27 protein-coding genes are annotated in these 26,210 nt (G+C 57.7%); 6 read left to right on the forward strand and 21 right to left on the reverse strand.

What is annotated here, in order from left to right:
- Positions 1 to 69: 69 nt before the first annotated feature.
- The 6 genes from ispH to murJ form a co-directional block, all read right to left on the reverse strand.
- The gene (ispH, locus tag ACTG19_RS09845) at positions 70 to 1,005 is read right to left on the reverse strand and encodes a 4-hydroxy-3-methylbut-2-enyl diphosphate reductase (protein WP_058057986.1); all 936 of its coding nucleotides are present in this window, start codon (positions 1,003 to 1,005) and stop codon (positions 70 to 72) included.
- Positions 1,005 to 1,457 carry an FKBP-type peptidyl-prolyl cis-trans isomerase gene (fkpB, locus tag ACTG19_RS09850; protein WP_042059691.1) on the reverse strand — a complete coding sequence of 151 codons (453 nt, stop codon included), beginning with the start codon at positions 1,455 to 1,457 and terminating at the stop codon, positions 1,005 to 1,007. Before fkpB ends, ispH begins: the two co-directional genes overlap by 1 nt.
- A complete protein-coding gene (gene lspA, locus ACTG19_RS09855; RefSeq protein ID WP_439989035.1) occupies positions 1,454 to 1,951 on the reverse strand; it encodes a signal peptidase II in 498 nt (165 codons plus the stop codon). Before lspA ends, fkpB begins: the two co-directional genes overlap by 4 nt.
- Complete coding sequence (gene ileS / locus ACTG19_RS09860; protein ID WP_113740102.1) at positions 1,951 to 4,812, reverse strand: isoleucine--tRNA ligase; 2,862 nt, start codon at positions 4,810 to 4,812, stop codon at positions 1,951 to 1,953. The genes lspA and ileS overlap by 1 nt, the downstream gene beginning before the upstream one ends.
- Positions 4,812 to 5,786 carry a bifunctional riboflavin kinase/FAD synthetase gene (gene ribF / locus ACTG19_RS09865; protein WP_113740101.1) on the reverse strand — a complete coding sequence of 325 codons (975 nt, stop codon included), beginning with the start codon at positions 5,784 to 5,786 and terminating at the stop codon, positions 4,812 to 4,814. Before ribF ends, ileS begins: the two co-directional genes overlap by 1 nt.
- Before the next feature lie 155 nt (positions 5,787 to 5,941).
- Complete coding sequence (murJ, locus tag ACTG19_RS09870) at positions 5,942 to 7,504, reverse strand: murein biosynthesis integral membrane protein MurJ (RefSeq protein WP_005348927.1); 1,563 nt, start codon at positions 7,502 to 7,504, stop codon at positions 5,942 to 5,944.
- A 191-nt stretch (positions 7,505 to 7,695) separates the two neighbouring features.
- Here murJ and rpsT point away from each other — a divergent pair, with 191 nt between their 5' ends.
- Positions 7,696 to 7,959 (forward strand): 30S ribosomal protein S20, encoded by a 264-nt coding sequence (gene rpsT, locus ACTG19_RS09875; protein WP_005308808.1) that lies wholly within the window; start codon positions 7,696 to 7,698, stop codon positions 7,957 to 7,959.
- A gap of 49 nt (positions 7,960 to 8,008) precedes the next feature.
- Here the strand turns inward: rpsT and ACTG19_RS09880 are convergent, their stop codons facing one another.
- From ACTG19_RS09880 to rppH, 8 genes are all read right to left on the reverse strand, one after another.
- Positions 8,009 to 8,311, reverse strand: coding sequence for an ArsR/SmtB family transcription factor (locus ACTG19_RS09880; protein ID WP_013724128.1), 303 nt, complete (start codon positions 8,309 to 8,311; stop codon positions 8,009 to 8,011).
- Between the two features lie 51 nt (positions 8,312 to 8,362).
- Positions 8,363 to 9,295 (reverse strand): transcriptional activator NhaR, encoded by a 933-nt coding sequence (gene nhaR / locus ACTG19_RS09885; protein ID WP_005340434.1) that lies wholly within the window; start codon positions 9,293 to 9,295, stop codon positions 8,363 to 8,365.
- Positions 9,282 to 9,689 (reverse strand): hypothetical protein, encoded by a 408-nt coding sequence (locus ACTG19_RS09890; protein ID WP_019445581.1) that lies wholly within the window; start codon positions 9,687 to 9,689, stop codon positions 9,282 to 9,284. Before ACTG19_RS09890 ends, nhaR begins: the two co-directional genes overlap by 14 nt.
- On the reverse strand, positions 9,686 to 10,876 hold the full coding sequence (gene nhaA, locus ACTG19_RS09895) for a Na+/H+ antiporter NhaA (protein WP_005348917.1): 1,191 nt from the start codon (positions 10,874 to 10,876) through the stop codon (positions 9,686 to 9,688). The genes ACTG19_RS09890 and nhaA overlap by 4 nt, the downstream gene beginning before the upstream one ends.
- A gap of 223 nt (positions 10,877 to 11,099) precedes the next feature.
- Positions 11,100 to 11,894 carry a thymidylate synthase gene (gene thyA, locus ACTG19_RS09900; protein ID WP_113740099.1) on the reverse strand — a complete coding sequence of 265 codons (795 nt, stop codon included), beginning with the start codon at positions 11,892 to 11,894 and terminating at the stop codon, positions 11,100 to 11,102.
- Complete coding sequence (gene lgt, locus ACTG19_RS09905) at positions 11,894 to 12,718, reverse strand: prolipoprotein diacylglyceryl transferase (protein ID WP_113740098.1); 825 nt, start codon at positions 12,716 to 12,718, stop codon at positions 11,894 to 11,896. The genes thyA and lgt overlap by 1 nt, the downstream gene beginning before the upstream one ends.
- A gap of 67 nt (positions 12,719 to 12,785) precedes the next feature.
- Positions 12,786 to 15,065, reverse strand: coding sequence for a phosphoenolpyruvate--protein phosphotransferase (gene ptsP / locus ACTG19_RS09910; protein WP_005348914.1), 2,280 nt, complete (start codon positions 15,063 to 15,065; stop codon positions 12,786 to 12,788).
- Positions 15,066 to 15,079: 14 nt separating this feature from the next.
- Positions 15,080 to 15,607 carry an RNA pyrophosphohydrolase gene (gene rppH / locus ACTG19_RS09915; protein WP_005357996.1) on the reverse strand — a complete coding sequence of 176 codons (528 nt, stop codon included), beginning with the start codon at positions 15,605 to 15,607 and terminating at the stop codon, positions 15,080 to 15,082.
- A gap of 733 nt (positions 15,608 to 16,340) precedes the next feature.
- Here rppH and mutH point away from each other — a divergent pair.
- Both mutH and ACTG19_RS09925 read left to right on the forward strand, forming a co-directional pair.
- On the forward strand, positions 16,341 to 17,015 hold the full coding sequence (mutH, locus tag ACTG19_RS09920) for a DNA mismatch repair endonuclease MutH (RefSeq protein ID WP_042084339.1): 675 nt from the start codon (positions 16,341 to 16,343) through the stop codon (positions 17,013 to 17,015).
- 80 nt (positions 17,016 to 17,095) lie between these two features.
- Positions 17,096 to 17,419: an isoamylase early set domain-containing protein gene (locus ACTG19_RS09925; protein WP_005348910.1), complete on the forward strand. Its 324-nt coding sequence runs from the start codon at positions 17,096 to 17,098 to the stop codon at positions 17,417 to 17,419.
- A gap of 108 nt (positions 17,420 to 17,527) precedes the next feature.
- Here the strand turns inward: ACTG19_RS09925 and rplS are convergent, their stop codons facing one another.
- From rplS to ffh, 5 genes are all read right to left on the reverse strand, one after another.
- On the reverse strand, positions 17,528 to 17,875 hold the full coding sequence (rplS, locus tag ACTG19_RS09930) for a 50S ribosomal protein L19 (protein ID WP_005313505.1): 348 nt from the start codon (positions 17,873 to 17,875) through the stop codon (positions 17,528 to 17,530).
- A 32-nt stretch (positions 17,876 to 17,907) separates the two neighbouring features.
- Entirely contained in the window at positions 17,908 to 18,657 is a 750-nt protein-coding gene (gene trmD / locus ACTG19_RS09935; protein WP_113740097.1) for a tRNA (guanosine(37)-N1)-methyltransferase TrmD, read from the reverse strand.
- A gap of 34 nt (positions 18,658 to 18,691) precedes the next feature.
- The gene (gene rimM / locus ACTG19_RS09940; protein ID WP_113740096.1) at positions 18,692 to 19,213 is read right to left on the reverse strand and encodes a ribosome maturation factor RimM; all 522 of its coding nucleotides are present in this window, start codon (positions 19,211 to 19,213) and stop codon (positions 18,692 to 18,694) included.
- 24 nt (positions 19,214 to 19,237) lie between these two features.
- On the reverse strand, positions 19,238 to 19,486 hold the full coding sequence (gene rpsP / locus ACTG19_RS09945) for a 30S ribosomal protein S16 (RefSeq protein ID WP_005340392.1): 249 nt from the start codon (positions 19,484 to 19,486) through the stop codon (positions 19,238 to 19,240).
- Positions 19,487 to 19,663: 177 nt separating this feature from the next.
- Positions 19,664 to 21,040 carry a signal recognition particle protein gene (gene ffh / locus ACTG19_RS09950; RefSeq protein WP_005357987.1) on the reverse strand — a complete coding sequence of 459 codons (1,377 nt, stop codon included), beginning with the start codon at positions 21,038 to 21,040 and terminating at the stop codon, positions 19,664 to 19,666.
- 202 nt (positions 21,041 to 21,242) lie between these two features.
- Here ffh and ACTG19_RS09955 point away from each other — a divergent pair, with 202 nt between their 5' ends.
- Together ACTG19_RS09955 and ACTG19_RS09960 are read left to right on the forward strand one after the other, a co-directional pair.
- On the forward strand, positions 21,243 to 22,031 hold the full coding sequence (locus ACTG19_RS09955) for a cytochrome C assembly family protein (protein ID WP_005340390.1): 789 nt from the start codon (positions 21,243 to 21,245) through the stop codon (positions 22,029 to 22,031).
- Between the two features lie 42 nt (positions 22,032 to 22,073).
- A complete protein-coding gene (locus ACTG19_RS09960; protein WP_206900538.1) occupies positions 22,074 to 23,354 on the forward strand; it encodes an HlyC/CorC family transporter in 1,281 nt (426 codons plus the stop codon).
- Between the two features lie 40 nt (positions 23,355 to 23,394).
- Here the strand turns inward: ACTG19_RS09960 and ACTG19_RS09965 are convergent, their stop codons facing one another.
- The gene (locus tag ACTG19_RS09965) at positions 23,395 to 23,865 is read right to left on the reverse strand and encodes an Rrf2 family transcriptional regulator (RefSeq protein WP_005340388.1); all 471 of its coding nucleotides are present in this window, start codon (positions 23,863 to 23,865) and stop codon (positions 23,395 to 23,397) included.
- Positions 23,866 to 23,975: 110 nt separating this feature from the next.
- Here ACTG19_RS09965 and hmpA point away from each other — a divergent pair, with 110 nt between their 5' ends.
- Positions 23,976 to 25,169, forward strand: a complete 1,194-nt coding sequence (gene hmpA, locus ACTG19_RS09970; RefSeq protein ID WP_151286212.1) for an NO-inducible flavohemoprotein — start codon at positions 23,976 to 23,978, stop codon at positions 25,167 to 25,169.
- A 99-nt stretch (positions 25,170 to 25,268) separates the two neighbouring features.
- Here hmpA and ACTG19_RS09975 read toward each other — a convergent pair whose 3' ends face one another.
- On the reverse strand, positions 25,269 to 25,853 hold the full coding sequence (locus ACTG19_RS09975) for a tetratricopeptide repeat protein (protein ID WP_005357982.1): 585 nt from the start codon (positions 25,851 to 25,853) through the stop codon (positions 25,269 to 25,271).
- Positions 25,854 to 26,210 lie beyond the last annotated feature (357 nt).

The following is a 26,210-nucleotide window of genomic DNA, read 5'->3' on the forward strand; positions in this document are numbered from 1 at the left end:
GAGCCTGTCTCTTGAACAAACCCGGCGCCATTATCAACACACTTTATTCTTAAGCCTTCCTGGCTGCACTCAAATTATTCTAAGTTCGGGAGGAACCTCAAAGACTACGTTCTCTTCACGGCCAGGATGCTCGGCGACCACCTTGCCTCCCAGCTCCCGCAGGCGGGCAATCACGTTTTGCACCAGCACCTCGGGGGCGGATGCACCTGCAGTGACGCCGATCGCCTTCACGCCTTCCAGCCAGCTCGCCTCGATCATCGACGCATCGTCGATAAGATAGGCTCTGGCGCCCACCTTCTCGGCCAGCTCGCGCAGACGGTTGGAGTTGGAGGAGTTACGAGACCCCACCACCAGCATGGCGTCCACCAGCCCCGCCATCTCCCGCACCGCATCCTGACGGTTTTGGGTGGCGTAGCAGATATCGTCCTTGCGCGGCCCCTGGATCTTGGGGAAGTGCTTGCGCAGCGCATCGATGACGTCAGAGGTCTCATCCACGCTCAGGGTGGTCTGGGTGACGAAGCAGAGGTCATCCGGATTCTTTACCTTGAGCTTGGCCACATCTTCCGGTGTTTCTACCAGATACATGCCGCCTTCGCGATTCTCGTACTGCCCCATGGTCCCGATCACCTCGGGGTGACCGGCGTGGCCGATGAGCACAGCCTCGGAGCCCTTGCGGCTGGCGCGATGGACTTCCATGTGAACCTTGGTCACTAGCGGACAGGTGGCATCAAATACCTTGAGGGCGCGGGACTTGGCCATCTCGCGCACTGTCTTGGCCACGCCGTGAGCAGAAAAGATGACGATGCTGTCGTCCGGCACCTCGTCGAGCTCCTCGACGAAGACTGCGCCAGCCTCTTTCAGCTTGTTCACCACATACCGGTTATGCACCACTTCGTGGCGGACATAGATGGGGGCACCGAACTTCTCCAGCGCGCTCTCGACAATGCTGATGGCGCGATCAACACCGGCGCAAAAACCGCGAGGGTTAGCGAGCAGAATATCCATTAATGCACCTTCTCCTCATCATCAACGCCCAGGATCTCCACCTCGAAGGTGACGGTATGACCGGCCAGCGGGTGGTTGAAATCGACCGTCACCGACATCCCGGCTACCGCCCGGATAATGCCCGGCAGCTCGCTGCCATTGGGCTGATCGAACAGGATGATGGTGCCGACTTTTGGCTCCACATCGGCGCCAAATTTGGCACGGTCGAGATGGTAGATATTGTCGGGATTGGAGAGACCAAAGGCCTCTTCCGGCGCCAGAGTAAAACTCTTGCTCTCCCCTTCGCACAGGCCCAGCAGACACTGCTCGAAGGTGGGGGTCAGGCTGCCATCGCCCATCCGCAGGCGGGCTGGTTTGCCGTGCAGCGCCGTGCTGTCGGCAACCGAGCCATCTTCCAGCTTGATGGAGAAGTGGAACAGCACGCTGCTGTTAGCGGTGATCTGCTGGCTCATGCCTGCTCCTTTTTCTCACCACGGAAACCGTCCAGCACAATCATGGCGGCCCCGATAAAGATAAAGCTGTCGGCCAGGTTGAACGCAGGCCAGTGAGCGGAACCCCAGTAGAAATCGAGAAAATCGACCACATGGCCCAACACCAGTCGATCAAAGACGTTGCCGAGGGCGCCGCCGATGATGAATGAATAGGCGATACCGCTCCAACGCTGGGTCACCGACTGCTTGTGCAGCCAGTGGATCAGCAATCCACAGATGGCAAAAGCCAGCACCGCGAAGAACCAGCGCTGCCAGCCCCCCTGATCAGCCAGAAAGCTGAATGCGGCGCCCTTGTTGTAGACGTGAACCAGATTGAAGAAGGGGGTGATCTCCACCCCCGGGTAACCAAATGGCAGCAACTTGACCACGGCAAGCTTGCTCGCCTGGTCCAGTACAAAGGCCAGCACTGCCAGCCACAGCCAACGCAGGCCGCTTTTATGTTGAGTCATGTTCATCAGGCAAATTGACGCGTTTCGCCGTCACCCTCGACGTTGGTGACGCAGCGGCCACAGATCTCTTCGTGACCGGCTATGGTGCCCACATCTTCGACATGGTGCCAGCAGCGGTCGCACTTGGCGGCGGCAGACTGGGCCACGCTCAGCCACAGGTCATCACGTTCGGTCGCCACAGAGCCTTCCGGCGCAGTATCAACCACGACCACCTTGGCCTTGGAGGTGAGCAGCACGAAACGCAGCTCATCGGCCAGGGCATTCAGGCGTGCAGCCAGCTCCGGCTTGGCGAACAGGGTCAGTTCGGCCTGCAGGGAGCCTCCGATACGCTTCTCGCCACGGGCCACTTCCAGCGCCTTGTTCACTTCACCACGCACGGTGAGGATCTCGGCCCAGAAATCGTCGTTCAGCACTTCGCCCGCTTCCAGCCCGAACAGGCCGTCGTACCACTCTTCAGTGAAGACGAACTCGCCGCGCTCACCCGGCAGCAGGGCCCAGATTTCATCGGCGGTGAAGCTCATGATCGGCGCCATCCAGCGCACCATGGCCTCGGCGATGTGATAGAGGGCGGTCTGGCAGGAGCGACGGGCCAGGCTGTCAGCCTTGGCGGTGTACTGACGATCCTTGATGACATCCAGATAGAAGGAGCCCATCTCGATGGAGCAGAACTGCATCAGCTTCTGTGTCACGCCGTGGAAGTTGTACTCGTCGAATGCGGCCACGATCTCGGCCTGTACTGCTTTGGCACGGCCCACAGCCCAGCGATCCACTACCACCATGTCGGCAGGAGCCACCATGTCGGTCGCCGGATTGAAGCCGTTCAGGTTGGCCAGCAGGAAGCGGGCGGTGTTGCGGATACGACGATAGGCATCGGCAGAGCGCTTGAGGATCTCGTCGGAGACGGTCATCTCGCCGGTGTAGTCAGTGCTCGCTACCCACAGACGCAGGATGTCTGCACCCAGCTTGTTCATTACGTCCTGCGGGCTCACCACGTTGCCGATGGACTTGGACATCTTGCGACCCTGACCATCCACGGTGAAGCCGTGAGTCAGCACCTGGTTGTAGGGAGCCTTGTCCTTCATGGCCACACCGATCATCAGGGAGGACATGAACCAGCCACGGTGCTGGTCAGAACCTTCCAGATACATGTCGGCTGGCTTGCCGTTGAACTCGGGACGGGCATCGACCACGGAGGCGTGGGTAGAACCGGAGTCAAACCAGACGTCGAGGGTGTCAGGCACCTTGTCGTACATGTCGGCGTCGCTACCCAGCAGCTCAGCCTTGTCCAGATCCCACCATGCCTGAATGCCGGACTGCTCGACCCGCTTGGCTACTTCGTGCATCAGGCGCACGGATTCCGGATGCAGTTCCTGGGTCTCTTTATGGACGAACAGGGAGATGGGCACACCCCAAGTACGCTGACGGGAGATACACCAGTCAGGGCGGTTCTCAACCATCGCCTGAATGCGGTTTTTACCCCAGGCCGGTACCCAGCCGCTCTGGCCTTGCTGGGCAATGCCGTCCTTCTCGATGCGCTCGATCTCTTCCAGCGCGCGCTTGCGCAGACCCTTCTGCTCCATGCTGATGAACCACTGCGGGGTGGCACGGAAGATGATCGGGGTCTTGTGACGCCAGCAGTGCGGATAGGAGTGGTTGAACACCTTGTGATGCAGCAAGGCGCCGCGCTCGGTCAGCACTTCGATCACGGAGGCATTGGCCTTGAACACATGCTGGCCAGCAAACAGTTCGGTATCCGGCAGGTAAACACCGTTGCTGCCAACCGGGTTGGCCACTTCCAGACCGTATTTCTGGCCGACCACGAAGTCTTCCTGACCGTGGCCTGGGGCAGTGTGTACGGCGCCGGTACCGGCATCCAGGGTGACGTGGTCACCCAGTACCACCGGCACGTCGAAGCTGTAGAAGGGGTGGTTGAATCGCAGCAACTCAAGCGCGGCGCCCTTGGCGTAACCCAGATTGTGGAACTTCTCGATACCGGCGCGATCCATCACATCCTTGACCAGCTCGGCGGCCAGGATCAGACGCTCGGGATGCTCACCTTCAACCTGCACCAGTGCGTAATCCAGATCGGCGTGCATGGCGATGGCGCGGTTGGCTGGCAGGGTCCACGGAGTGGTGGTCCAGATCACCGCAGAGATCGGGCCCTTGCCGGTGTGGCCTTCGGCGCAGTCAAACTTGGCGGCAACGGTCGCCTCATCAACGGCCTTGAAGCGCACATCGATGGAGGGAGAGTTCTTGTCGTAGTACTCCACTTCGGCTTCAGCCAGCGCGGAGCCGCAATCGGTACACCAGTGCACCGGCTTGGAACCTTTGTGCAGGTGACCGTTTTCAACGATCTTGGCCATGGAGCGGATGATGTTGGCTTCGGTGCCAAAATCCATGGTCAGGTAGGGGTGTTCCCAGTCACCCAGCACACCCAGACGGATGAAGTCGGTCTTCTGCGCTTCGATCTGGGTCTTGGCGTATTTGCGGCACTCGGCGCGGAATTCGGCAGCGGAAACCTTCTCGCCCGGCTTGCCGACCATGCCTTCTACTTTCAGTTCGATAGGCAGACCGTGGCAATCCCAACCCGGCACATAGGGGGAATCGAAACCGGAGAGGCCCTTGGACTTGATGATGATGTCTTTGAGGATCTTGTTGACCGAGTGACCGATGTGAATGTTGCCGTTCGCATAGGGGGGGCCATCATGCAGAATGAAAGAAGGCTTGCCCGCTTTGGCGCGGCGAATAGCGCCGTAGAGATCCTGATCGTACCAACGTTTCAGCATGTTGGGTTCGCGCTTGGCCAGATCGCCACGCATCGGAAACTCGGTTTCCGGAAGATTCAGGGTGTGTTTATAGTCGCTCATCAGTCCTGGGTTCCCTTCTTTTCTAAAAGAGTGCTGGGTAAATTGAATTGTGGCAGCCCGAACCAGGCTCGGGCCGCCAGGGCATCTCGTTCGATCTGCTCTTTCAAGGCAGTGAAAGAGGCAAACTTCTGCTCTTCGCGCAGCTTGTGGCGAAGCAGCACCTTGACCTGCTGACCATATAGATCACCAGAAAAATCAAATAGATGTACTTCCAATCTGGCTTGTGTACCGCTCAAGGTCGGCCGTACACCCACATTGGCTACACCGGGGAAGGTCTTGCCGGAACATATCACTTCCACCGCAAACACGCCACCGACCGGGATCACCTGACGCTTGAGGGCCAGATTGGCAGTGGGAAAACCTATGGTGCGCCCCAGCTTGTCGCCGTGGGCCACCCGGCCGCTGATGATGTAGGGACGGCCAAGCATCAGCTCCACCTCCGCCATCCTGCCCGCTTTCAAGGCCTCACGTACTAGTGTGCTGCTGACCCGCTGCCGTTCGAGCTGGAAGCTCTGGGTACTGATCACCTCGAAGCCGAAGCGATGGCCCGCCTCCTCCAGCAGGTGGAAATCCCCTTCCCGCCCCTTGCCGAAGCGAAAATCATCGCCGACCACCAGATAGCGCACTCCGAGCTTCTCCACCAGCAACTGCTCGATGAATGTCGAGGCCGCCTGCTCGGCAAAGCGGTAGCTGAAGCGCACACAGAGCATGCGGTCGATATGCAGCCCCTGCAGTGCTTCGTACTTTTCCCGCAACCGGCTCAGCCGGGCGGGCGCAGCTGTGCCGGCAAACAGCTCCAGCGGCTGCGGCTCAAACAGCATGACGCAGGCGGGCAATCCCAGCTGGGCCGCTTTCTCCTTGAGACGTGCCAATACCGCATGGTGACCCTGATGAACCCCATCAAAGTTGCCAATGGTTAATACACATCCCCGGTGACGGGGCTTGAGATTGTGAATGCCGCGAATAAGCTCCATCAGTGCCTTGTGCGTTGCTGCCATGGAAATCGGCGGATTATATATCAGGCAGCAGGCAGGGTCAGCCCTCATAGCCTGATTTCAACTATCCGGGCCCAATCCCGCCCCTTGGCGGCGCCATGAGACACTATCCCCATGACACCGCAGGATCACGGCTACTGCTGCCCCGATTTAAGGTGACGCGGCCGAATGCCCAGCAGCAGCAACACCACGGCATAGACCGCAGCCCCCAGCGACAGCAGCATGGTCAGCTGCAAACTGGCCTTACCCATGCTCCATGCGCCCCACTGGGCCAGATCCGGCGACAGATAGGCGAGCACGCCGCCCATCAGCACGCTGGCGACCAGCAGCTTGAGGCAGAATACGCCAGTATGGCGGGAGGGACGATAGACGCTCTGCTGGTACAACCCCTTGAACAGCAAGGCCGCATTCAGAGTGCCCGAGCAGGCGGTCGAGAGCGCCAGCCCCACGTAACCGAGCGGGTAGATGAAGATGAGGTTGCAGACCATGTTGGCAATCATCGACATCACCCCGATCCGCACCGGAGTTTTGGTGTCCTGACGGGCGTAGTAACCGGGTGCCAGTACCTTGATCAGCATCAGGGAGAGCAGACCGGTAGTGGAGGCCAGCAGGCTCGCGCTCGACATGCTCACTTCATGCAGGCCGAACTCGCCGCGCATGAACAGCACCCGCAAAATGGGCTCGCGCATCACCGCAATGCCTATCATGGCGGGCAGGCCGAGCAGCATCACCATCCGCACCCCCCAATCCATGGTGCGGGAGAAGTCCGCCGGATCGGCATCCACATGCTTCTTAGCCAGCGCAGGCAGGATCACGGTACTGATGGCTACCGCAAACAGCCCGAGGGGGAACTCCAGCAGGCGATCCGAGTAGTAAAGATAGCTGATGGCACCGGTCGCGAGGAAAGAAGCCAGCATAGTGTTGACCAGCAGGTTGATCTGGCTGACCGAGACCCCGAACAGGGCTGGGATCATCAGTGTGCGGATCTTCACCACCCCAGGGTGATTCCATCCCCACTTGGGCCATACCAGCATGTTGATTTGGCGCAAAAAGGGGTACTGGAACAAAAACTGCACCAAACCGCCCAAAAAGACACCAATCGCCAGCGAGATCTCAGGTTTGTCCATCAGCGGCGCAATCCACCAGGCCGCCGCAATCATGGTGATGTTGAGAAACACCGGCGTAAACGACGAGACTGCAAAGCGGCCGAAGGTGTTGAGGATGGCCCCCGCCATGGCGGTAAAAGTGATAAACCAGAGGTAAGGGAAGGTGATTTTGAGCATCAGACTGGCGAGCTCGAACTTCTCGGCCGCAGGGCCGCCATGCAGCCAGTCCCAGAACCAGCCCCAGCCAAACAGCGCGGTCAGCACACCAGACCCCAGCACACCGAGCAGGGTGACCACAGTCACTATCCCCCCCAGCGTGCCCGCCACTGCGGCCAGCAATTCACGCACTTCCCCCTCGTCGCCATTTTTCTTGTACTCCGTCATCACGGGAACAAAGGCCTGGTTGAAGGCACCTTCGGCGAACAGGCGACGCAGAAAGTTGGGAATGCGATTGGCAAAAAAGAAGACGTCGGCGGCCACCCCGGCACCGAGCAGATTTGCGATAACCACATCGCGAACCAAGCCCATTACTCGGGATGCCAGCGTCATTCCGGACACTATCATGCCGGATTTGATCAATTTCTTACTCAAGACGAGGCCTCTGGAACTGTCAGAATGAAAAGAATGCTGCTAGAATCGGCCGACAGTTTAACCGTCTCCCTACTGACACACCACCGGGAGGCGGTGTTTATTTGCACAAATCATTTGACAATATGTGGTTGGAAGGGCATATTTCCGGGCCTTTTCAATACACTCGCTAAGACAGTTTTAGGAGTTTTACCTTGGCTAACATCAAATCTGCTAAGAAGCGCGCTCTTCAGTCAGAAAAACGCCGTCAGCACAACGCCAGCCGTCGTTCCATGACCCGTACCTACCTGAAGAAAGTCATTGCTGCTATCGCCTCTGGCGACAAAGCTGCTGCGACTGCCGCTTTCGCTGTTGCTCAGCCGATCATGGATCGTATGGCGACCAAAGGCCTGATCCACAAGAACAAAGCTGCTCGTCACAAGAGCCGCCTGTCTGCCCAGATCAAAGCTATGGCTTAATCAGCTTCTGCTGATCAAAGCTGAAAAAACCGGCCTTAGTGCCGGTTTTTTATTTATCTGCGCTGCAATAAAGTCGATGCAGCAAACTGATCATTTCACGCACCTCATGGCTGCGCAGCGAATAGTAGACCGTCTGGGCCTCTTTGCGCGTTGTCACCAGCTCATCCCGCCGCAGCAGCGCAAGATGCTGTGACAAGGCCGACTGACTCAATCCCAATCGCTCGTTGAGCTCCCCCACCGACAGTTCGCGCTCCAGCAACTGGCACAGAATAAACAGCCGCCGTTCGTTGGCCAGCGCCTTGAGCAAGGCCACCGCTTTACTCGCATTGGCTTCCATCTCTTCAAGTTGCATCATATCTCTCCTCTACCACTGATCGCCGATGATACGTGGTGACGGGTCGTTTTAAAACGACAGGGTGGCCGGCTGGATGGCGGAGAAGTTCTCCTGGCCGGAAAAGAGAAAGGTAAAATCGCTCTCGCAGACCCGCTTCACCGCCGGATGCTGGATCATTCGCTCGGCGAAGATGACGTAATACTCCTCCATCAGATCCTGGGTTTCCCCGATCAGCATCACCCCCTCCCCCTCAAGGATCTCCTCCCGATAGATGGTGGGAGCCATGAAGATGCCCTGATTGAAGAAGCCAAACGCCTTCATCAAGGCGGCATCATCAAACTCGCCAAGAATGCTGGGAGAAACCCCCTGCTGCTCGAACCACTGGGTCAGCTGACGCCCCATGGCAGTACGGCGACCGGGGATCAACAGCTTGCGCTCCTCCAGACAGGCGGGAAATGGCTTTTCGGGCAATGGCGCCTTGCAGAAGAAGCTGACGCCACAGCCGCCCAGCCGTTTGGAGAGCAATCCAGCATGCTGGCTGGAATCTACCGGGCAGTCGGAGAGGATCATATCGAGCTTGTGCTCGCTCAGCTGCTCCAGCAGTAGTTCGTGGGTCGATTCGAAGCAGCGCAGGTGGATGGAGCCATCATTGGGGATGACAGAGAGCAGCACGCGGCTGGCAAGGCGCTTGGAGAGGGCATCGGCGATGCCGACGTCGAACAGGATCTGGCTCTCCTTGCGGTAGTTGACGATATCGAGCATCTCGTAGGAGAGGCTGAACATCTTGTCGGCATAACGAAACACCAGCTGACCCAGCTCGGTCGCCTCAAGAGAGCGCCCCTTGCGTTTGAGCAGCTTGCCCCCGAGGCGCTGCTCCAGCAGCTTGATCTGACCGGTGACGGTTTGCGGGGTCAAAAAAAGGGCTTCTGCTGCCTGGGTAACGGAGCCCTTCTTCTGAGTCATCCAGAAATAGTAGAGATGGTTGTAGTTAAGGTGTGACATCCGATGGGGTTCCCGCTTGACGCGGACTCCGGTAGCAGCTGAGTTCAACCGCCAGAATGTCATACATGTCGCTAACCGAGTCAACCTTGTTCGCGCCAAACTGCTCCATCAGACTGGCCTTGAGGCGTGCCTTGTCCGGCATCCGGTCAGCGCAATAACGCTTGTTGGAGCGCTTGACCATCTCGCCAGCCCGGCTGCTTAGCGCCCGCTCGGAGAAGGTCTCGCCAAAGCGCGCCTTGGCCTGCTTGTCCCCCAGCAGCAGGGCACTGTCTACCACTCCGTTCAGATAGGCAGAGCAGTTCGCCGAAGCGGCGTCCTGCTTGCAATCCTCCAGCCCGCCGGCCCAGGCCGCGGGGCTCAACAACAGCATCAACAACCCTGTATGCAGCTTCATAGTCCCTCCGTACTCTGTTCCCCTTCTCCCTTGGGAAGGGCCATGCGCAAGGCCAGATAGCCGACTACCGCCGCCATGGTGGAGCCCACCAGGATCCCGAGGCGAGAGTAGCTGCCGTAATCCAGCCCACCGTGCTCGAAGGCGAGCGACGCGATAAACATCGACATGGTGAACCCGATGCCACAGAGGATGCTGACCGCAAAAATCTGCTTGAAGTTGACCCCGGGCGGCAACTGGGCGATGCCCAGCTTGACCGACAGCCAGCTGATGGTGAACACCCCGAGCGGCTTGCCGATAAACAGCCCCAGCATGATCCCCATGGGTACCGGACTCAGCAGGGAGGAGAGACCAATCCCTTCCAGCGATACCCCTGCGTTGGCAAAGGCAAACAGAGGTAGGATCAGATAGGCACTCCAGGGGTGCAGTTGATGCTCCAGATACTTGAGTGGCGAGGCGTAACGCTTGCCGTTAAGCGGAACCATAAAGCCCACCACCACACCGGCCAACGTCGCATGGACACCAGACTTGAGCACCGCAACCCAGAGCACCAGACCAACCAGCATGTAAAGGCTGATCCTGTCCTCACCACGACGATTCATCCAAAGCAGGGTGAGGGTTGCCAGAATACCGATGGCCAGCGCCTCCAGCGACAGTTGCTGGGTATAGAAGAGCGCGATGATGATGATGACACCGAGGTCATCCATGATGGCCAGTGCCAACAGGAATACCTTGAGGCTCACCGGAACCCGCTTGCCAAGCAGCGCCATCACCCCGAGGGCAAAGGCGATGTCGGTCGCAGCCGGGATCGCCCAGCCAGCACGCGCCACTTCATCCGAATAGTTGAAAAAGGCGTAGATCAAGGCCGGAGCCAGCATGCCGCCCACCGCCGCAATAGCAGGGAAGGTCGCCTGAACCCGGGTCGAGAGCGCCCCTTCCAGCATCTCTCGTTTCACTTCCAAGCCAACCAGCAGGAAGAAGATCGCCATAAAGCCATCGTTGATCCAGAGCAGCAGCGGCTTGTTGATGTCGAGGGCCGCAATGCGCACCTGCACCGGCGTGTCGAGAAACGCCTGATACCCGCCAGCCAGCGCGGTATTGGCTAAAATCATTGCCAGCATGGCAGCCATGATCAGAATAATTCCGGAGGCGGCCTCCAGCTTCAGGAACTTTTTGATTACGTCACTCATGGTTAAATTTTCCACCGTATTGCTTTGGTTTGAGTCTATCTCCTGCAACAACCAATGGAAAATCGTTTCTTGCTGCTCAATACAACGAAAAAACCGAAGGCAAAATAGAACATACCTGCTATAAGCAGGTTTTTCCTCGTCTCTGGCTACCGTCTTATTAATCAATAAAATGAATTTTCAATTATTTAACTGCATAAAAAAGGCGCCCTGAGGCGCCTTGCTATCAGATGGCGACGGGCGCCTTGATGCCGGGATGGGGGTCATAACCCTCGATCTCGAAATCCTCGAACTTGTAATCGAAGATGGAGTCAGGTTTGCGCTTGATCATCAGGGTCGGCAGCGGGCGCGGCTCGCGGGATAGCTGCAGCGCAGTCTGCTCCATGTGGTTGGAGTAGAGGTGCACATCACCACCGGTCCAGACGAAGTCACCCACTTCCAGATCGCACTGCTGGGCCATCATGTGGGTCAGCAGGGCATAGCTGGCGATGTTGAACGGCAGGCCGAGGAACACATCACAGCTGCGCTGGTAAAGCTGGCAGGAGAGCTTACCGTCCGCCACATAGAACTGGAAGAAGGCGTGGCAGGGAGCCAGCGCCATCTTGTCCAGCTCGCCCACGTTCCAGGCGGATACGATGATACGGCGCGAATCCGGGTTGTGCTTGATGTCATCCACCGCCTTCTGGATCTGGTCGATGACAGAGCCGTCGGCCGCAGACCAGGAGCGCCACTGCGCGCCGTAAACCGGCCCCAGATCGCCATTCTCGTCGGCCCACTCATCCCAGATGCTGACGCCATTTTCCTTCAGATAGGCGGTATTGGTATCGCCATTGAGGAACCAGAGCAGCTCGTGAATGATGGAGCGCAGGTGGCACTTCTTGGTGGTCACCAGCGGGAAACCTTCCGCCAGATTGAAGCGCATCTGATGGCCGAACAGGGAGACAGTACCGGTGCCGGTACGGTCTGACTTGACGGTGCCCTCATCGAGGATTTTCTGCATCAGGTCGAGATAAGCTCGCATTATTTCACCTCCTTCACGGCATTACCGAACAACTGCGGACGCTTGTAGGCAACCCAAATCATCAGGGCACCGGCGATAATCATCGGGGTGGAGAGGATCTGGCCCATGCTAATTTCCTGGAAGTAGAGACCGAGCTGGCTGTCCGGCTGGCGCACAAACTCCACCAGGAAGCGGAACAGGCCGTAGAACAGCAGGAACATGCCGGAGATGGCACCACGGGGCGGATTCTTGCGCCAGAACAGGTTGAGGATGATGAACAGCACCACCCCTTCCAGTGCGAACTGGTAGAGCTGGGAGGGATGACGCGGCTCGGGGCCCGCCTCCGGGAAGATGATGGCCCAGGGCACATCGGTGACCCGGCCCCACAGCTCGCCGTTGAGGAAGTTGCCGATCCGGCCAACGCCGAGACCAAACGGAATGAGCGGTGCCACAAAGTCGGCCACGGTGAAGAAGTGGCGCTTGGTCTTGTGGGCAAACCAGATCATCGCGGTGATCACCCCGATCAGACCACCGTGGAACGACATACCGCCGGTCCAGATCTTGAACAGATAGGTGGGATCCGCGAGGAAGAGATCGAAGTTGTAGAACAGCACGTAACCGACACGGCCACCGAGGATCACCCCGAGGAAACCGTAGAACAGCAGATCCGACACCTCGTTGCGGGTCCAGCCGCTATTCGGTGTATCGGCGCGACGGCCGGCAAGCCACATGGCAAACGCAAAACCGAACAGGTACATGAGACCATACCAGCGTACCGATAGTGGTCCCAAACTGAATGCTACGGGATCAATCTGCGAGAAAACCCAATATCCATCGTGCTGCATATGCGGCCCCAGTCAAAATAAAAGCCGCATTTTCCGATCATTCGTCAGCAGGGACAAGGCATGATTATCAATCACTCTGTTTCGATTTATGACCGGCTCGCAGCAAACCGCCCAAACCATGCTCCTCCAGATAGCGGGCAAACAGGCCGCGCAGTACGTGGGGGTTGTCATGTTTGAGGCCATCGGCCATCAGTTCGGTCAACTCGCTCAGGGTGGATTGACGCAGCACGTACTTGATCCGGGCGATGTTGTGGGTATTCATACTGAAGCGGCGATAACCCATGGCCAGCAGCAGCAATACACCGACCGGATCACCGGCCAGCTCGCCACACACCGACACCGGCTTCTGGTAGCGATGGGAAGCATCAACCAGCTGTTGCAGGGCGCGGATCACCGCAGGATGGAAGGCATCGTAGATGTTGGCAACGCGGGAGTTGTTGCGATCCACCGCCAGCAGGTACTGGGTAAGGTCGTTACTGCCCACAGACCAGAAGTCGATGAGCGGCGCCATCTCCGGCAAGATAAAGAGGGCTGAGGGCACCTCGATCATCACCCCTAGGCTGGGGTAGCGGATCACTGCATCGCGGCTCGCCGCCTCTTCCGACACCTCTCGCCACGCCTGATCCAGCAGACGACGGGAGGCTTTGATTTCGCTGACGCTGCTGATCATCGGCAGCATGATGGCCAGATTGTCCAGCCCTTCACTAGCCCTCAGCATCGCTTTGAGCTGCACCAGAAACAGTTCGGGGTGATCCAGGGTGATCCGGATCCCCCGCCAGCCAAGGAAGGGGTTTTCCTCGACGATGGGGAAATAGGGTAACGGCTTGTCGCCGCCCACATCCAGCGTCCGCATGCAGACCGGTCGGTTGCGGTAGGTCTCCAGAATGCCGCGATAGCGGGCAGTCTGCTCCCACTCGGAGGGGAAGCTCTCCTGCAGCATGAAGGGGATCTCGGTGCGATAGAGCCCGACCCCGTCCGCCAGCTGGTTGAGGGAGATCTCGGTATCGGCGCTGAGACCGGCGTTGAGCAACAGGGAGACCTTGGTGCCGTCGGCCGTCTCGGATGGCAGGTTGTCGACGCTGCGCACCAGGGTATCGAGCGCCCGCTCTTCGCTCAGCAGCTGACGATACTCGGTCAGGATCACCTGATTGGGCTCGATGAAGAGATCGCCGCTGTAGCCATCGACGACCAGCATGCGACCGCCTATGTCACCAAGGGGCAGATCGACCCCCATGATGGCGGCCACCCCCATGGCGCGGGCCAGAATGGCCGCATGGGAGTTGGTTCCCCCCTTGAGCGAGACCACCCCGGTCAGATACTCGCGGGGCACTTCCGCCAGAATGGTGGCTGTCACCTCGTCGGCAACCAGCACCACCGGCTCGCCGATGGAGATATGTTCCGGTTCATTCTGCACCAGTCGGCTGATCAGCCGCTGGGCAATATCCTTCACGTCGGTGGAGCGCTCCTGCAGGTAGGGATCCTTCATCCCCTTGAACTGCTCGATCAAGCGATCGCTAATCAGCTTGACCGCAGAGACCGCAGTCCAGTGCTCCTTGCTCACCTTGTTGCGAATGGGCTTGATGTAGCCGGGATCGCTGAGCAGATGGAGATAGATATCGAAGATCGCCACCGAATCCTGGCTGTAGCTCTCGCGAAAACGCAGCGCCAGACTCTCCAGATCGTGGCGCACCTCCTCAACCGCCAGCTCCAGCCGCGCCAGCTGGCTGGCATGGTCTTCATCCTTGCGCGGGGTAATGGACGAGAGCGCCTTACGGGGCCGCCACACCCAGGCCTTGGCCATGGCGATGCCGCTGGCACCGGCAATACCACGCAGCGGCTTGCTCCAGTCGGTCTTCTGCAACCACCCCTTGGCTTGCGCCTGGGCGATCCGCGCCGCCAGCTGGGCCGCCAGGGTGACCATGAAGGACTCTTCCCCCTCATCGAAGCGGCGGCTCTCCTTCTGCTGCACCACCAGAATGCCGACTACCTGACGCTGATGCATGATGGGAGCGCCGAGGAAGGAGCGGAACGCCTCTTCGGCAACATCGGGCAGGAATTTGAAACTGGGGTGCGCGGGGGCATCAGCCAGGTTGATCAACTCTTCCCGCTGACCCACCAGACCGACGATGCCTTGCTCGTAAGGCAGAGTCACCTTGCCGACTGCGGACGGGGCCAAGCCGTCGGTAGCCGCCAAGCGATAGCGGCGCACCTCGGGTTCCGAGACATAGACGGAGCAGCAGTCCACTGCCATGGCGTGCCGGGTCTGGCTCACCAATGCCTGCAAGGCCTGCTCGAGGGTATTGGCCTCGGCCATGCTCTCGACGATACGTCTCAGTTCCGTTAACAACTAATCTGTGCTCCTTAACGGGCGCGGTTGCGCCGCCCATCCTTCTTGTTGACCTGCACTACCGGCACTGGCATCGCCAGCGGGGCAAACTCTTTCATGACCCGGCGGTAAACCTCCCGCTTGAACGAGACGACCTGACGCACCGGATACCAGAAGCTGACCCAGCGCCAGTCGTCAAATTCGGGATGGCCATGACAACCGAACTGGATCCGCGACTCCTTGCCCGAATTCAGCTGTAACAGGAACCATTTTTGTTTTTGGCCAATACAGACCGGTGAACTGTCCCAGCGGACAAGACGTTTGGGTAAACGGTACTTTAGCCAGTTACGACTGGTGGCCATGATGGTCACATCTTCGGGCTTGAGGCCAATCTCCTCATACAGCTCTCGATACATGGCCTGCTCTGGCGTTTCACCATCATCAACCCCCCCCTGCGGAAACTGCCAGGAGTGCTGCCCATAGCGTTTAGCCCACAACACTTGTCCTTCACGGTTACAGATCACGATACCGACATTGGGACGAAATCCGTCGCCATCAATCACGTGATCACCTTATAAAGGCTGAATCTATAAGGAGATTGTTCCACATTCACTCCGTGGCAGCAAACAAGGAGTGAATCCCCTGTTTCATGAATAACTTTCGATTTCAAACATACTTATAAACAAATCCAAGGATCCGCGCCCCCAAGTTGCCCACCCAGGCTGTGCATAAAGCTGTTAGCAAACGGGTATATACAGTACTTTTTAACTGTACGCGAAAAGTGCCCCTCCGTATCACCACGCGACATAAAATATAAAAAATCATTATTTTTTATAAACTTGAGATAAGGCAACTGGATCTAGGTCCATGTTCCCCCAAGAGTCAGATCCATGATCCGGATTGTGAACAAGTTCAACTGCTCAAAGATCCACCGCGGCGAAATTATCCACAGGAGTGGCACAATATCTACCCCGTTTACCCTGTAAAAATGGGGTGGCATTCACAATTTTTTGTAACATATCAGCGACTCCAATCACTTTCATCCACTTATCCAAGATTTCTGTGGATAACTGTGTGTAACATCATGCACAAACCCTTGGACAACTATTTCGAGGTCAAACCAGACCTGGCTTACTGCTCGATAAAACAGACAAAATCCTTTAAAATCATAATGATGAACTGATAGCCCCCAAATTCTCTGCATTTGATCTTATCCACTCAGGATCGGTTATAAAAACAGCGATCCTTCTCGGGATCCTCCCCTGTTAGAATATGGCGAGCAAGATGGAGCCAACTATGCCAAGCAATCCCCAATCCGAGCAGGAGTTATTGAGCCGCGCCTATGCCATGGCCGGCTTCACGCTGGCGCAGCTGGCCGCCGAGGCTGGTGTTGCGGTGCCCAAAGACCTGCGCCGTGACAAGGGGTGGGTCGGTCAGTTGATCGAGCTGCAACTGGGAGCCAGCGCAGGGAGCAAGCCGGAGCAGGACTTCCCGGAGCTGGGGATCGAACTCAAGACGATCCCCGTGGATCCTCAAGGCAAACCGCTGGAGACCACCTTCGTCTGCGTCGCCCCGCTGATCGGCGTCAGCGGCCAGCGCTGGGAGGAGTCCAACGTACGCAACAAGCTCTCCCGGGTGCTCTGGATCCCGGTGGAAGGCAGTCGGGAGATCCCGGTTGGCGAGCGGCGAGTCGGCATGCCGCTGATGTGGAGCCCGAATGAAGAGGAAGATCGGCTACTGCGTCAGGACTGGGAGGAGCTAATGGACATGATAGTGCTGGGAGAAGTGGAGCAGATCAGCGCACGCCACGGCCAGGTGATGCAACTGCGGCCCAAGGCGGCCAACAACAAGGCGCTGACTCGCGCCATCGGCCGCGATGGTCAACCCATCATGACCCTGCCCCGCGGCTTCTATCTCAAGATCGACTTTACCCACAGTTTGCTGCAACGCTATTTTGCCTTGCCGACTTGATCTGCCTTATCAACATCTTTGTCATATGGTGGTATAAAAATAGACAGGAGCCATTTTTAACTCACAGACAAGGAGGCGTCATGCCACTGATCAAACAGTTTTTAAAGTCCAAGCCCGAGGTCAAGGTGACCTTTGCCGTAGAGAAAGAGGCAGCAGCAGGGGCGGAACAGGTGATGCTGATCGGCGAGTTCACCCAGTGGCAACCGGTCGAGCTGAAGCGCATGAAGAGCGGCGAGTTCAAAGCCACCCTCAATCTGCCGACCGACGGCCCGGGTTACTTCGAATATTGCTACCAGCTCATCACCCCGGCAGGGGAAACCCTCTACGAGAATGACTGGGCAGCGGATGACTATGTGCCAGGCCCCTTCGGGCGAGACAACTCGGTAGTTCGGGTCATCCAGTAACGGCTCCCAGATAGCCAATAGACGGATACAAAAAAGGCTCGCCATTGGCGAGCCTTTTCACTACCTGTCGAGCTATTTGCCGACATACCGACACCAATTCGAATCGAATTAGTTGAGCTTCTCTTTGATACGAGCAGCTTTGCCGGACAGGTTGCGCAGGTAGTACAGTTTGGCGCGGCGAACATCACCACGACGCTTCAGTTCTACACTGTGGATCAGCGGAGAGTGAGTCTGGAATACACGCTCAACACCTTCGCCGTTGGAGATCTTGCGAACGGTGAAAGCAGAGTGCAGACCGCGGTTACGCTTGGCAATAACGATGCCTTCGAAAGCCTGCAGACGCTCTTTACCACCTTCTTTAACACGAACTTGAACACGTACAGTGTCGCCCTGGGCAAAAGCCGGGATGTCGGTACGCAGTTGCTCTTGTTCAAGCTGCTGAATAATCTTGCTCATTGTCTTTCCTTACCTAGGATAAACTGAAAACTCTACTTAACGCTGTCACGCACTTCGCGGACATACTCGGCAAGAAGTGATTCTTGCTCGTCAGTCAGAGCTAGGTTGTTAATAAGTTCCGGCCTTCTTTGCCAGGTTCGTCCGAGCGACTGCTTGAGACGCCAGCGTCGAATCACTTCGTGATTGCCGCTTGTCAGCGCCTCGGGCACCACCAATCCATCCAACACCTCCGGCCGAGTGTAGTGGGGATGATCCAGCAAGCCATCCGTGAAGGAGTCTTGCTCGGCACTGGCCTGATCACCCAAAACCCCCGGGACCAGACGCGAAACCGCATCGATCAGGGTCATGGCAGGCAACTCGCCACCACTTAACACGTAATCCCCGATAGACCACTCTTCGTCGACTTCGGTTTGTATCACGCGTTCATCGATACCTTCGTATCGACCGGCTACCAGAATCAGTTTCTGATTCGTCGCCAACTCGGTTACGCCCGCTTGAGTCAGCTTGCGTCCCTGAGGAGAGAGATAGATGACTTTCGCCCCGTCTCCCGCCGCTTGCTTGGCTGCATGAATCGCGTCACGCAGCGGCTGAACCATCATTAACATGCCGGGCCCACCACCATAAGGACGATCATCGACCGTACGGTGTTTATCGTGGGTAAACTCCCGGGGGTTCCAGCACTCAATCTGCAGCAGGCCACTCTTGACGGCCCGACCCGTTACCCCGTGCTCGGTAATGGCTCGGAACATTTCAGGGAAGAGGCTAATAACCCCAATCCACATAAGAAACCTCCGGCACCCGTGTTAGCGCGGGAAACTAGAAACCAGGATCCCAATCAACTTCGATTGTTCGAGCAGTCAGATCAATATTCTTGATCACCTGCTCTTCCAAGAACGGAATCAACCGCTCCTTTGCACCAAAGGCATCTTTTACATTGGCCTCAACCACCAACACATCGTTGGAGCCGGTTTCCATCAATTCGGTCACCTTGCCCAGGTCGTATCCCTTGGTGGTCACCACGGAGCAACCAATCAGGTCACGCCAGTAGAACTCACCTTCAGGCAACGCAGGCAACAGATCGGCGGGTACGCCAATCTCGACATTGGTCAATGCCAGGGCATCTTCGCGCACATCGATACCATCGAGTTTGCAGATCAGACCCTTGTTGTGACGTTTCCAGGATGAAACCCGGATTTCACGCCACGCCCCGTTCTGACTAATCAGCCAGGGGTTGTAATCGAAAATCGCTTCGGCAACATCGGTGAAGGAGTTCACTTTAAGCCAGCCCTTGATGCCATAAACGGTACCCAGGGTGCCCAGAACTACAGGTTTTTCCACCTTAACTCCTTACCGTTGGGCTGATTAAGCAGCTTTTTTAGCGTCTTTGATCAGCTTGGCAACGCGGTCAGAAACAGCGGCACCAGTAGCAACCCAATGCTCGATACGAGCCAGGTCCAGGTTCAGCTTTTCAGCTTGACCAGCAGCAACCGGGTTGAAGAAACCAACGCGCTCGATGAAGCGACCGTCACGGGCGCAACGGCTGTCAGAAACTACTACCTGGTAGAACGGACGCTTTTTCGCGCCACCACGTTGTAAACGAATGGTTACCATATCGTCCTCATTAACATCTAATGAACAAGGCCCGCAAACACGCGGACCCTAGCTTAAAATAAGCCGCGTAATTCTACTTGGATTCGTAATAATTGCAACCAAGCCAGCCATTTTTTGCGCAGAGCGGCAATGAAAAGGGGCCTGCAACTGCAGACCCCCATCAACACGCAGGCCGGATCAGAACGGGCCGCGACCGCCACCGAAACCGGGGGGCATCATGTTCTTCATCTGGCTCATCATCTTGCGCATGCCGCCTTTACCGGACATTTTCTTCATCATGCGCTGCATCTCGGTGAACTGCTTGAGCAGCTTGTTCACATCCTGCACCTGCATGCCGGAACCTGCGGCGATACGGCGTTTGCGGGACCCCTTGATAAGATCGGGATGGGCGCGCTCCTTGGGCGTCATGGAGCTGATGATCGCCTCCATTCGCACGGTGAGCTTGTCATCCATCTGATCTTTCACGTTATCCGGCAGACCGGACATGCCGGGCAGCTTGTCGAGCATCCCCATCATACCGCCCATGTTGCGCATCTGGGCCAGCTGCTCGCGGAAATCTTCCAGATCGAAACCCTTGCCACTCTTGACCTTGCTGGCCAGCTTGGCCGCTTTCTCTTTATCGACGTTGCGCTCGACTTCCTCGATCAGAGAGAGCACATCGCCCATACCGAGGATACGGGAGGCGAGACGATCCGGGTGGAACGGCTCCAGCGCATCGGTCTTTTCACCCATACCGATAAACTTGACCGGCTTGCCGGTGATGTGACGCACCGACAGGGCGGCACCACCACGGGCATCGCCGTCCGCCTTGGTAAGGATGACACCGGTGAGCGGCAGCGCTTCATTGAACGCCTTGGCGGTGTTGGCGGCATCCTGACCGGTCATGGCATCCACCACGAACAGGGTCTCGACCGGCTTGATGGTGGCATGCAGATCCTGGATCTCGGCCATCATCTCGCTGTCTACGTGCAGACGACCGGCAGTATCGACGATCACCACGTCATAGAATTTCTTGCGCGCCTGATCGATGGCGGCGGTGGCGATATCGACCGGCTTCTGGCTGGCATCGCTCGGGAAGAAGTCGACACCGATGTCATTGGCCAAGGTTTCAAGCTGTTTGATCGCCGCCGGACGATAGACGTCGGCACTAACTACCAGCACCTTCTTCTTGCTGCGCTCTTTGAGCAGCTTGGCCAGTTTGCCAACTGTGGTGGTCTTACCGGCCCCCTGCAGACCGGCCATCAGGATGATCGCAGGCGGCTGGGCAGCCAGGTTGAGCTGTTCGTTGGCCTCCCCCATTACGGTGACCAGTTCACCGTGCACAATCTTGATGAATGCCTGGCCCGGGCTCAGGGATTTGGCCACTTCCTGCCCGACTGCGCGCTCTTTGACACGCGCCACGAAATCACGCACGACCGGCAGGGCGACATCCGCCTCGAGCAGCGCCATGCGGACTTCACGCAGGGTTTCCTTGATATTGTCTTCGGTCAGGCGACCACGGCCACTGACATTGCGCAAGGTGCGCGAGAGTCGTTCAGTCAAATTCTCAAACATGACGGATTCCGGTTCTTGGCGTAATAAATTGGGGGCATTATAACCCAGAGCGGGCGCGAGGACGATTATTCACCGCACCGCAGCAGCAGGGAGCTTCTCCCTATATATGGGCAGATCGGCCGTTGCACAACTGGCGAGCACTTCTCGTGCAAGGTATACTGCCCCTCTTACCCTCAAAAGCTTGTGCAACAACGACCTGGTTATGATCGTAATCTCTGTTCTGGCCCTGGCGTTTTATCTGCTGGCCATCATCGCCTCCCTGCATCTGTTACTGAGCGCCAAGCCGGTGGGACAGCGCTCCCTGTTTGCCTGTATCGGATTGGCCCTGATCGCCCACGCCAGCGCCCTCGGTTCAGAGGTATTGCAGAGTTACGGCCAGAACCTGAGCATGCTCAACGTTGCCTCGCTGGTCAGCCTTATTATCAGTTGCTTCATGACTTGCGTAACCCGCCGCTTCAACGGCTGGATCCTGCTGCCGGTGGTCTACAGCTTCTCGGCCCTGTTGCTGGCTGCCAGCGCCTTGATCCCGGGTCGCTACATAACCCATCTGGAGGCCCATCCCCAGCTGTTGCTGCACATCGGCCTCGCCCTGATGGCCTACTCGGTATTGATGATCGCCTGTCTGTTTGCGCTGCAGCTCGCCTGTCTGGACAAACAGCTTAAATCTCGAAAAATCAGCAACCTGCCAGCCATGCCGCCACTGATGACGGTGGAGAAACGACTGTTTCAGTTGATCTCTGCAGGGGTGCTGCTACTTACACTCTCCATCGCCTCCGGCCTCTTCTTCCTCGAAGATATGTTCGCCCAGGGCAAGTCTCACAAGGCAGTGCTCTCCATCCTGGCATGGTGTGTTTACGTGTTGCTGCTGTGGGGTCATCACACCTATGGCTGGCGCGGCCGCAAAGTCATCACGCTCAGTCTGATTGGCAGCTTCATCCTGACTCTTGCCTACTTTGGCAGCCGCTTCGTCAAAGAAGTGCTGTTGAGCTGACACCTATACTCTTTTAGCCATACCATCCAACAGGAGCCCTTTTTGGACAGCATCTCAACGAGTACATTACTGATTGTTCTCGTTATCTTGATCCTTCTTTCCGCCTTTTTCTCCAGTGCCGAAACCGGTCTGATGTCCATCAACCGCTACAAACTGCGGCATCTGGCACAGACCAAACACAAAGCCGCACGTCGCGTTGAGCAACTGCTCGCCCGCCCCGATCGCCTGCTGGGGCTGATCCTGATCGGCAACAATCTGGTCAATATCCTCGCCTCCGCCATCGCCACCATCGTCTGTATCCGGCTGTTTGGTGATCTCGGGGTCGCCATCGCCACCTTCGGGCTGACCCTGGTGGTACTGGTATTCGGTGAAGTGACCCCCAAGACCCTGGCCGCCATGTTTCCGGAGAAGATCGCCTATCCCGCCTCCTGGATCCTCAAGGGGCTGATGGTGCCGCTCTCACCGCTGGTCTGGCTGATCAACGGCATCACCAGCGGCCTGCTCAAGATGCTGAAGATCAATCCCAACAAGGATGACTCCCTCAACACCGAGGAACTGCGCACCATCGTCAATGAGGCGGGTAACCTGATCCCCCAGCGTCATCAGGAGATGCTGCTGAGCATTCTGGATCTCGACAAGATGCTGGTCGAGGACATCATGGTGCCACGCAGCGATATCTACGCCATCGACATCAACGATGACTGGAAGAGCATCCAGCGCCAGCTGGCCCACTGCGCACACACCAAAATCCTCCTCTATCGCGACAATATCGACGACGTTGTCGGCTTTTTGCACGCGCGCGATGCCCTGCGGCTGGTAGCCAGGGATCTGTTCAACAAATCGAGTCTGTTGCGGGAAGTGGACGAGATTTACTTCATTCCGGAAGGAACGCCGCTCAACGTGCAGCTGGCCAAATTCCAGCGCAACAAGGAGCGAATTGGCCTTATCGTCGACGAATACGGCGATATTCAAGGTCTAATCACTCTGGACGACATTCTGGAAGAGATCGTGGGCGACTTCACCACCTCCATGACGCCAGCGCCGAGCGACGAGATCCATCCCCAGTCAGATGGTTCTTATCTGGTCGAAGGCTCAGCCAATATTCGTGAGCTGAACAAGGAGATGAACTGGCACCTGCCCATCGACGGCCCGCGTACCCTCAACGGCCTGATCCTCGAATATCTGGAGGAGATCCCCCAGCCCAACATCGGGATCCGGCTGGCCGGTTATCCTATCGAAATCCTCGATGTGGAGAACAACATGGTAAAGATGGCGCGGATCATGCCGGCATCGTACCGAGCGGAGTCGGATTCGCAAGATTGAAAAAGGGCTGCCAGTGGCAGCCCTTTTCTATTGCTCATCGTCATTGCTCATCTTCATCATCCGGCTCCAGCACCAGCGTCGGGATCAACTCGCCAAACACCCTCTGTAGCTCGTCACGGTTGGCCAGCAGGTCTTGCAGCGTATAGCTGTCCATCACCGCCAGAAACGCATCCATCGCCTCTTTCAGCGCACTCTTGAGCAGACAGACAGAGACGATGTGGCAAGCGGGCGAGCCGCAGTCAATGCCGTCCAGATTACCTTCCAGCGCCCTGATCACCTGCCCGATATTGATGGTGGCGGGATCGCAAGCCATGCGAATACCACCATTCTTGCCCCGCTGGGATTGCAGATAGCCCAGCTTCACCAGCTGATTGACCACCTTCACCATGTGGTTGCGGGAAACGCCATACAGGGCCGATACCTTGGCAACGCTCGACAACTCCCCTTCCGGCAGGGTGGCAAGATAGAGCAGGGCTCTCAATCCAAAATCTGTATAACTGGTTAGTCTCATAAAACCTGATTAGCGCGATGCGAAAAGTGGAGTATTGATTCAAATCAAATAAACATCTAGGATGCCACTTATTAAATGACATTTTATATGTTTAATTAGAACGAGGCCCTATGCTAGATCAAACCACCGTTGCCGTCATCAAAAGCACCATTCCGCTGCTCGAATCGGCAGGCCCTGCCCTCACCCAGCACTTCTACCAGCGGATGTTCAGCCATAACCCTGAGCTGAAAGATATCTTCAACCTGGCCCACCAACGCAGTGGCGGCCAGCCGCTGGCCCTGTTCAATGCAGTCGCCGCGTATGCAAAGAATATCGACAATCTGGGAGCGCTCGCCGGTGCGGTCGAGCGGATTGCGCACAAACATACCGGATTCCTGATCCAGCCGGAACAATATCACATTGTAGGTAGTCATCTCTTGGCCACGCTCAAAGAATTGGGCGGAAGTGCGGTCACCGACGAGGTGCTGGAGGCATGGGGCAAGGCGTATGGCGTGCTGGCCGACATCTTCATCGGCCGCGAGCAGGAGATCTATCAGGAGAAGGCCAATCAGGATGGCGGCTGGCAAGGTACCCGCACCTTCATCATCAAGGAGAAGCGAGCCGAGAGCGACCTCATCACCTCCTTCCTGCTGGCGCCGGAAGATGGCAAGCAGGTACTGACCTTCAAACCGGGCCAATACCTCAGCATCAAGCTGGTTCACCCCGAGCTGGAATATCAGGAGATCCGCCAGTACTCCCTCTCCGATGCCCCCAACGGGCAGGATTACCGCATCAGCGTCAAGCGTGAGCCGCTGGGCCAGGTCTCCAACCTGCTGCACGATCACCTGCAGGCGGGTGACAAGATCGAGGTGATGCCCCCTACCGGCGATTTCTACCTGACAGCCGACAGCCAGACCCCGGTGGTACTGCTCTCAGCCGGTGTCGGCGTGACGCCGATGATGAGCATACTCAACCAGCTGCTGGCGAGCGGCCATCAGGCCGAGATCACCTGGCTGCACGCCTGCGAACAGGGCGCTGTACACGCCTTCCGGGAGGATATTCAGCAAAAATCCCGCCAGCATCCCAACTTGCTGAGCCGGGTCTGGTATAGGGAGCCGGAGGCCAGTGATGTGCAGAGCGAAGATTACGACCTGGCCGGCACCATGGATCTGACTGCCGTGAAGGAGCGCATCACGCCGCAGGCCCACTACTACTTCTGTGGCCCTGTCGGCTTCATGCAAGAGATCAAGCGGCAGCTGCTGGCTGCTGGGGTACCAACGGGGCAGCTCCATTACGAAGTTTTTGGCCCCCATCAAGATCTCTAAGGCGCGGGCAGCCATATAACAGAGGGAGGTTCCGGCCTGTCATGGCACGGCGGCTGGAACCGGACCCACAGGTGCAGACCTGTGGGTCATTTTTTTGGATCAGTGCATCGCCTTGGCGCGGGCCACCACGTTGGCCGGCATCCGGTTGCCAAGACGGTTGAGCAGAGTCGCCGCCTTCTGGTGCAGCGCCTTGTCACCTATGACGGAGCCATGGAGCCAGCGATAGGCGTCCTCATAATCGAGCGGACTGCCCATCCCCTGCAACAGCATCTCGACCCACTCGATGCGGGCCCGCAGAAAACCGAGGCTGGCCGCCTCGCGCATCAGGGTCTCGGCTCGCACCAAATCCTTCTGCACCAAAGTTCCTTTCCAGTAGTAGCGACCCAGCTGCTCCAGCGCCGGCGCCAACCCCTGATTGGCCGCCTCCCACATATATTGCACCCCGAGCTCGGCGTTGGACTTGGTACAGACCCCCCACGCCAGCATATCCCCCCAGAGGAATTGATAGGCCGGGATCTTCATCACCGAGGCGCGCGCTTCGATATCCTGAGTCAGCTGACAGCGATCCTGCTTCACCTGAGTGAGGTGGCGCCCCTGCTCAATCCAGTTGAGCAGCTCGTCCTGACGATAGAGCGGCACCGCCTGCAACTCGCCTGCGGCCAGAGGTGCGGGAGGAGCAACCACAGCAGCAGGTTCAGCCGGTTTTGGCAGCGGCGCGGCCCCCTCGCCACTGCTGGCAACGGGCGTGACCGGCTCAGCCGGAAGCAAGACGGGGGCAGCCTCAGAGGGAGTGGGAGTGGCCGTAGCGGCAGAGACAGGGGCCGTTGCCACCGCAGCACTGCTTGCTGTCGGTGCCGATGCACTTGCTGCAGGCGCATCGCTCGATACGGCAGCCGATACCGCCTCGGCGCCATAAAGGGGCGCGGTGAATGCACCGACAAGAACGAGAAGGGTAAGGGGTTTCATCATAAGGATCTCCTGCTGCACTCTGTTATCGGCACCAAGCCCCATCCCCTTAGCCTGCTGGGCGGATCTCATCAA

It is taken from the genome of Aeromonas sp. 3P (assembly GCF_051919745.1).
Taxonomy (GTDB): Bacteria; Pseudomonadota; Gammaproteobacteria; order Enterobacterales; family Aeromonadaceae; genus Aeromonas; species Aeromonas veronii.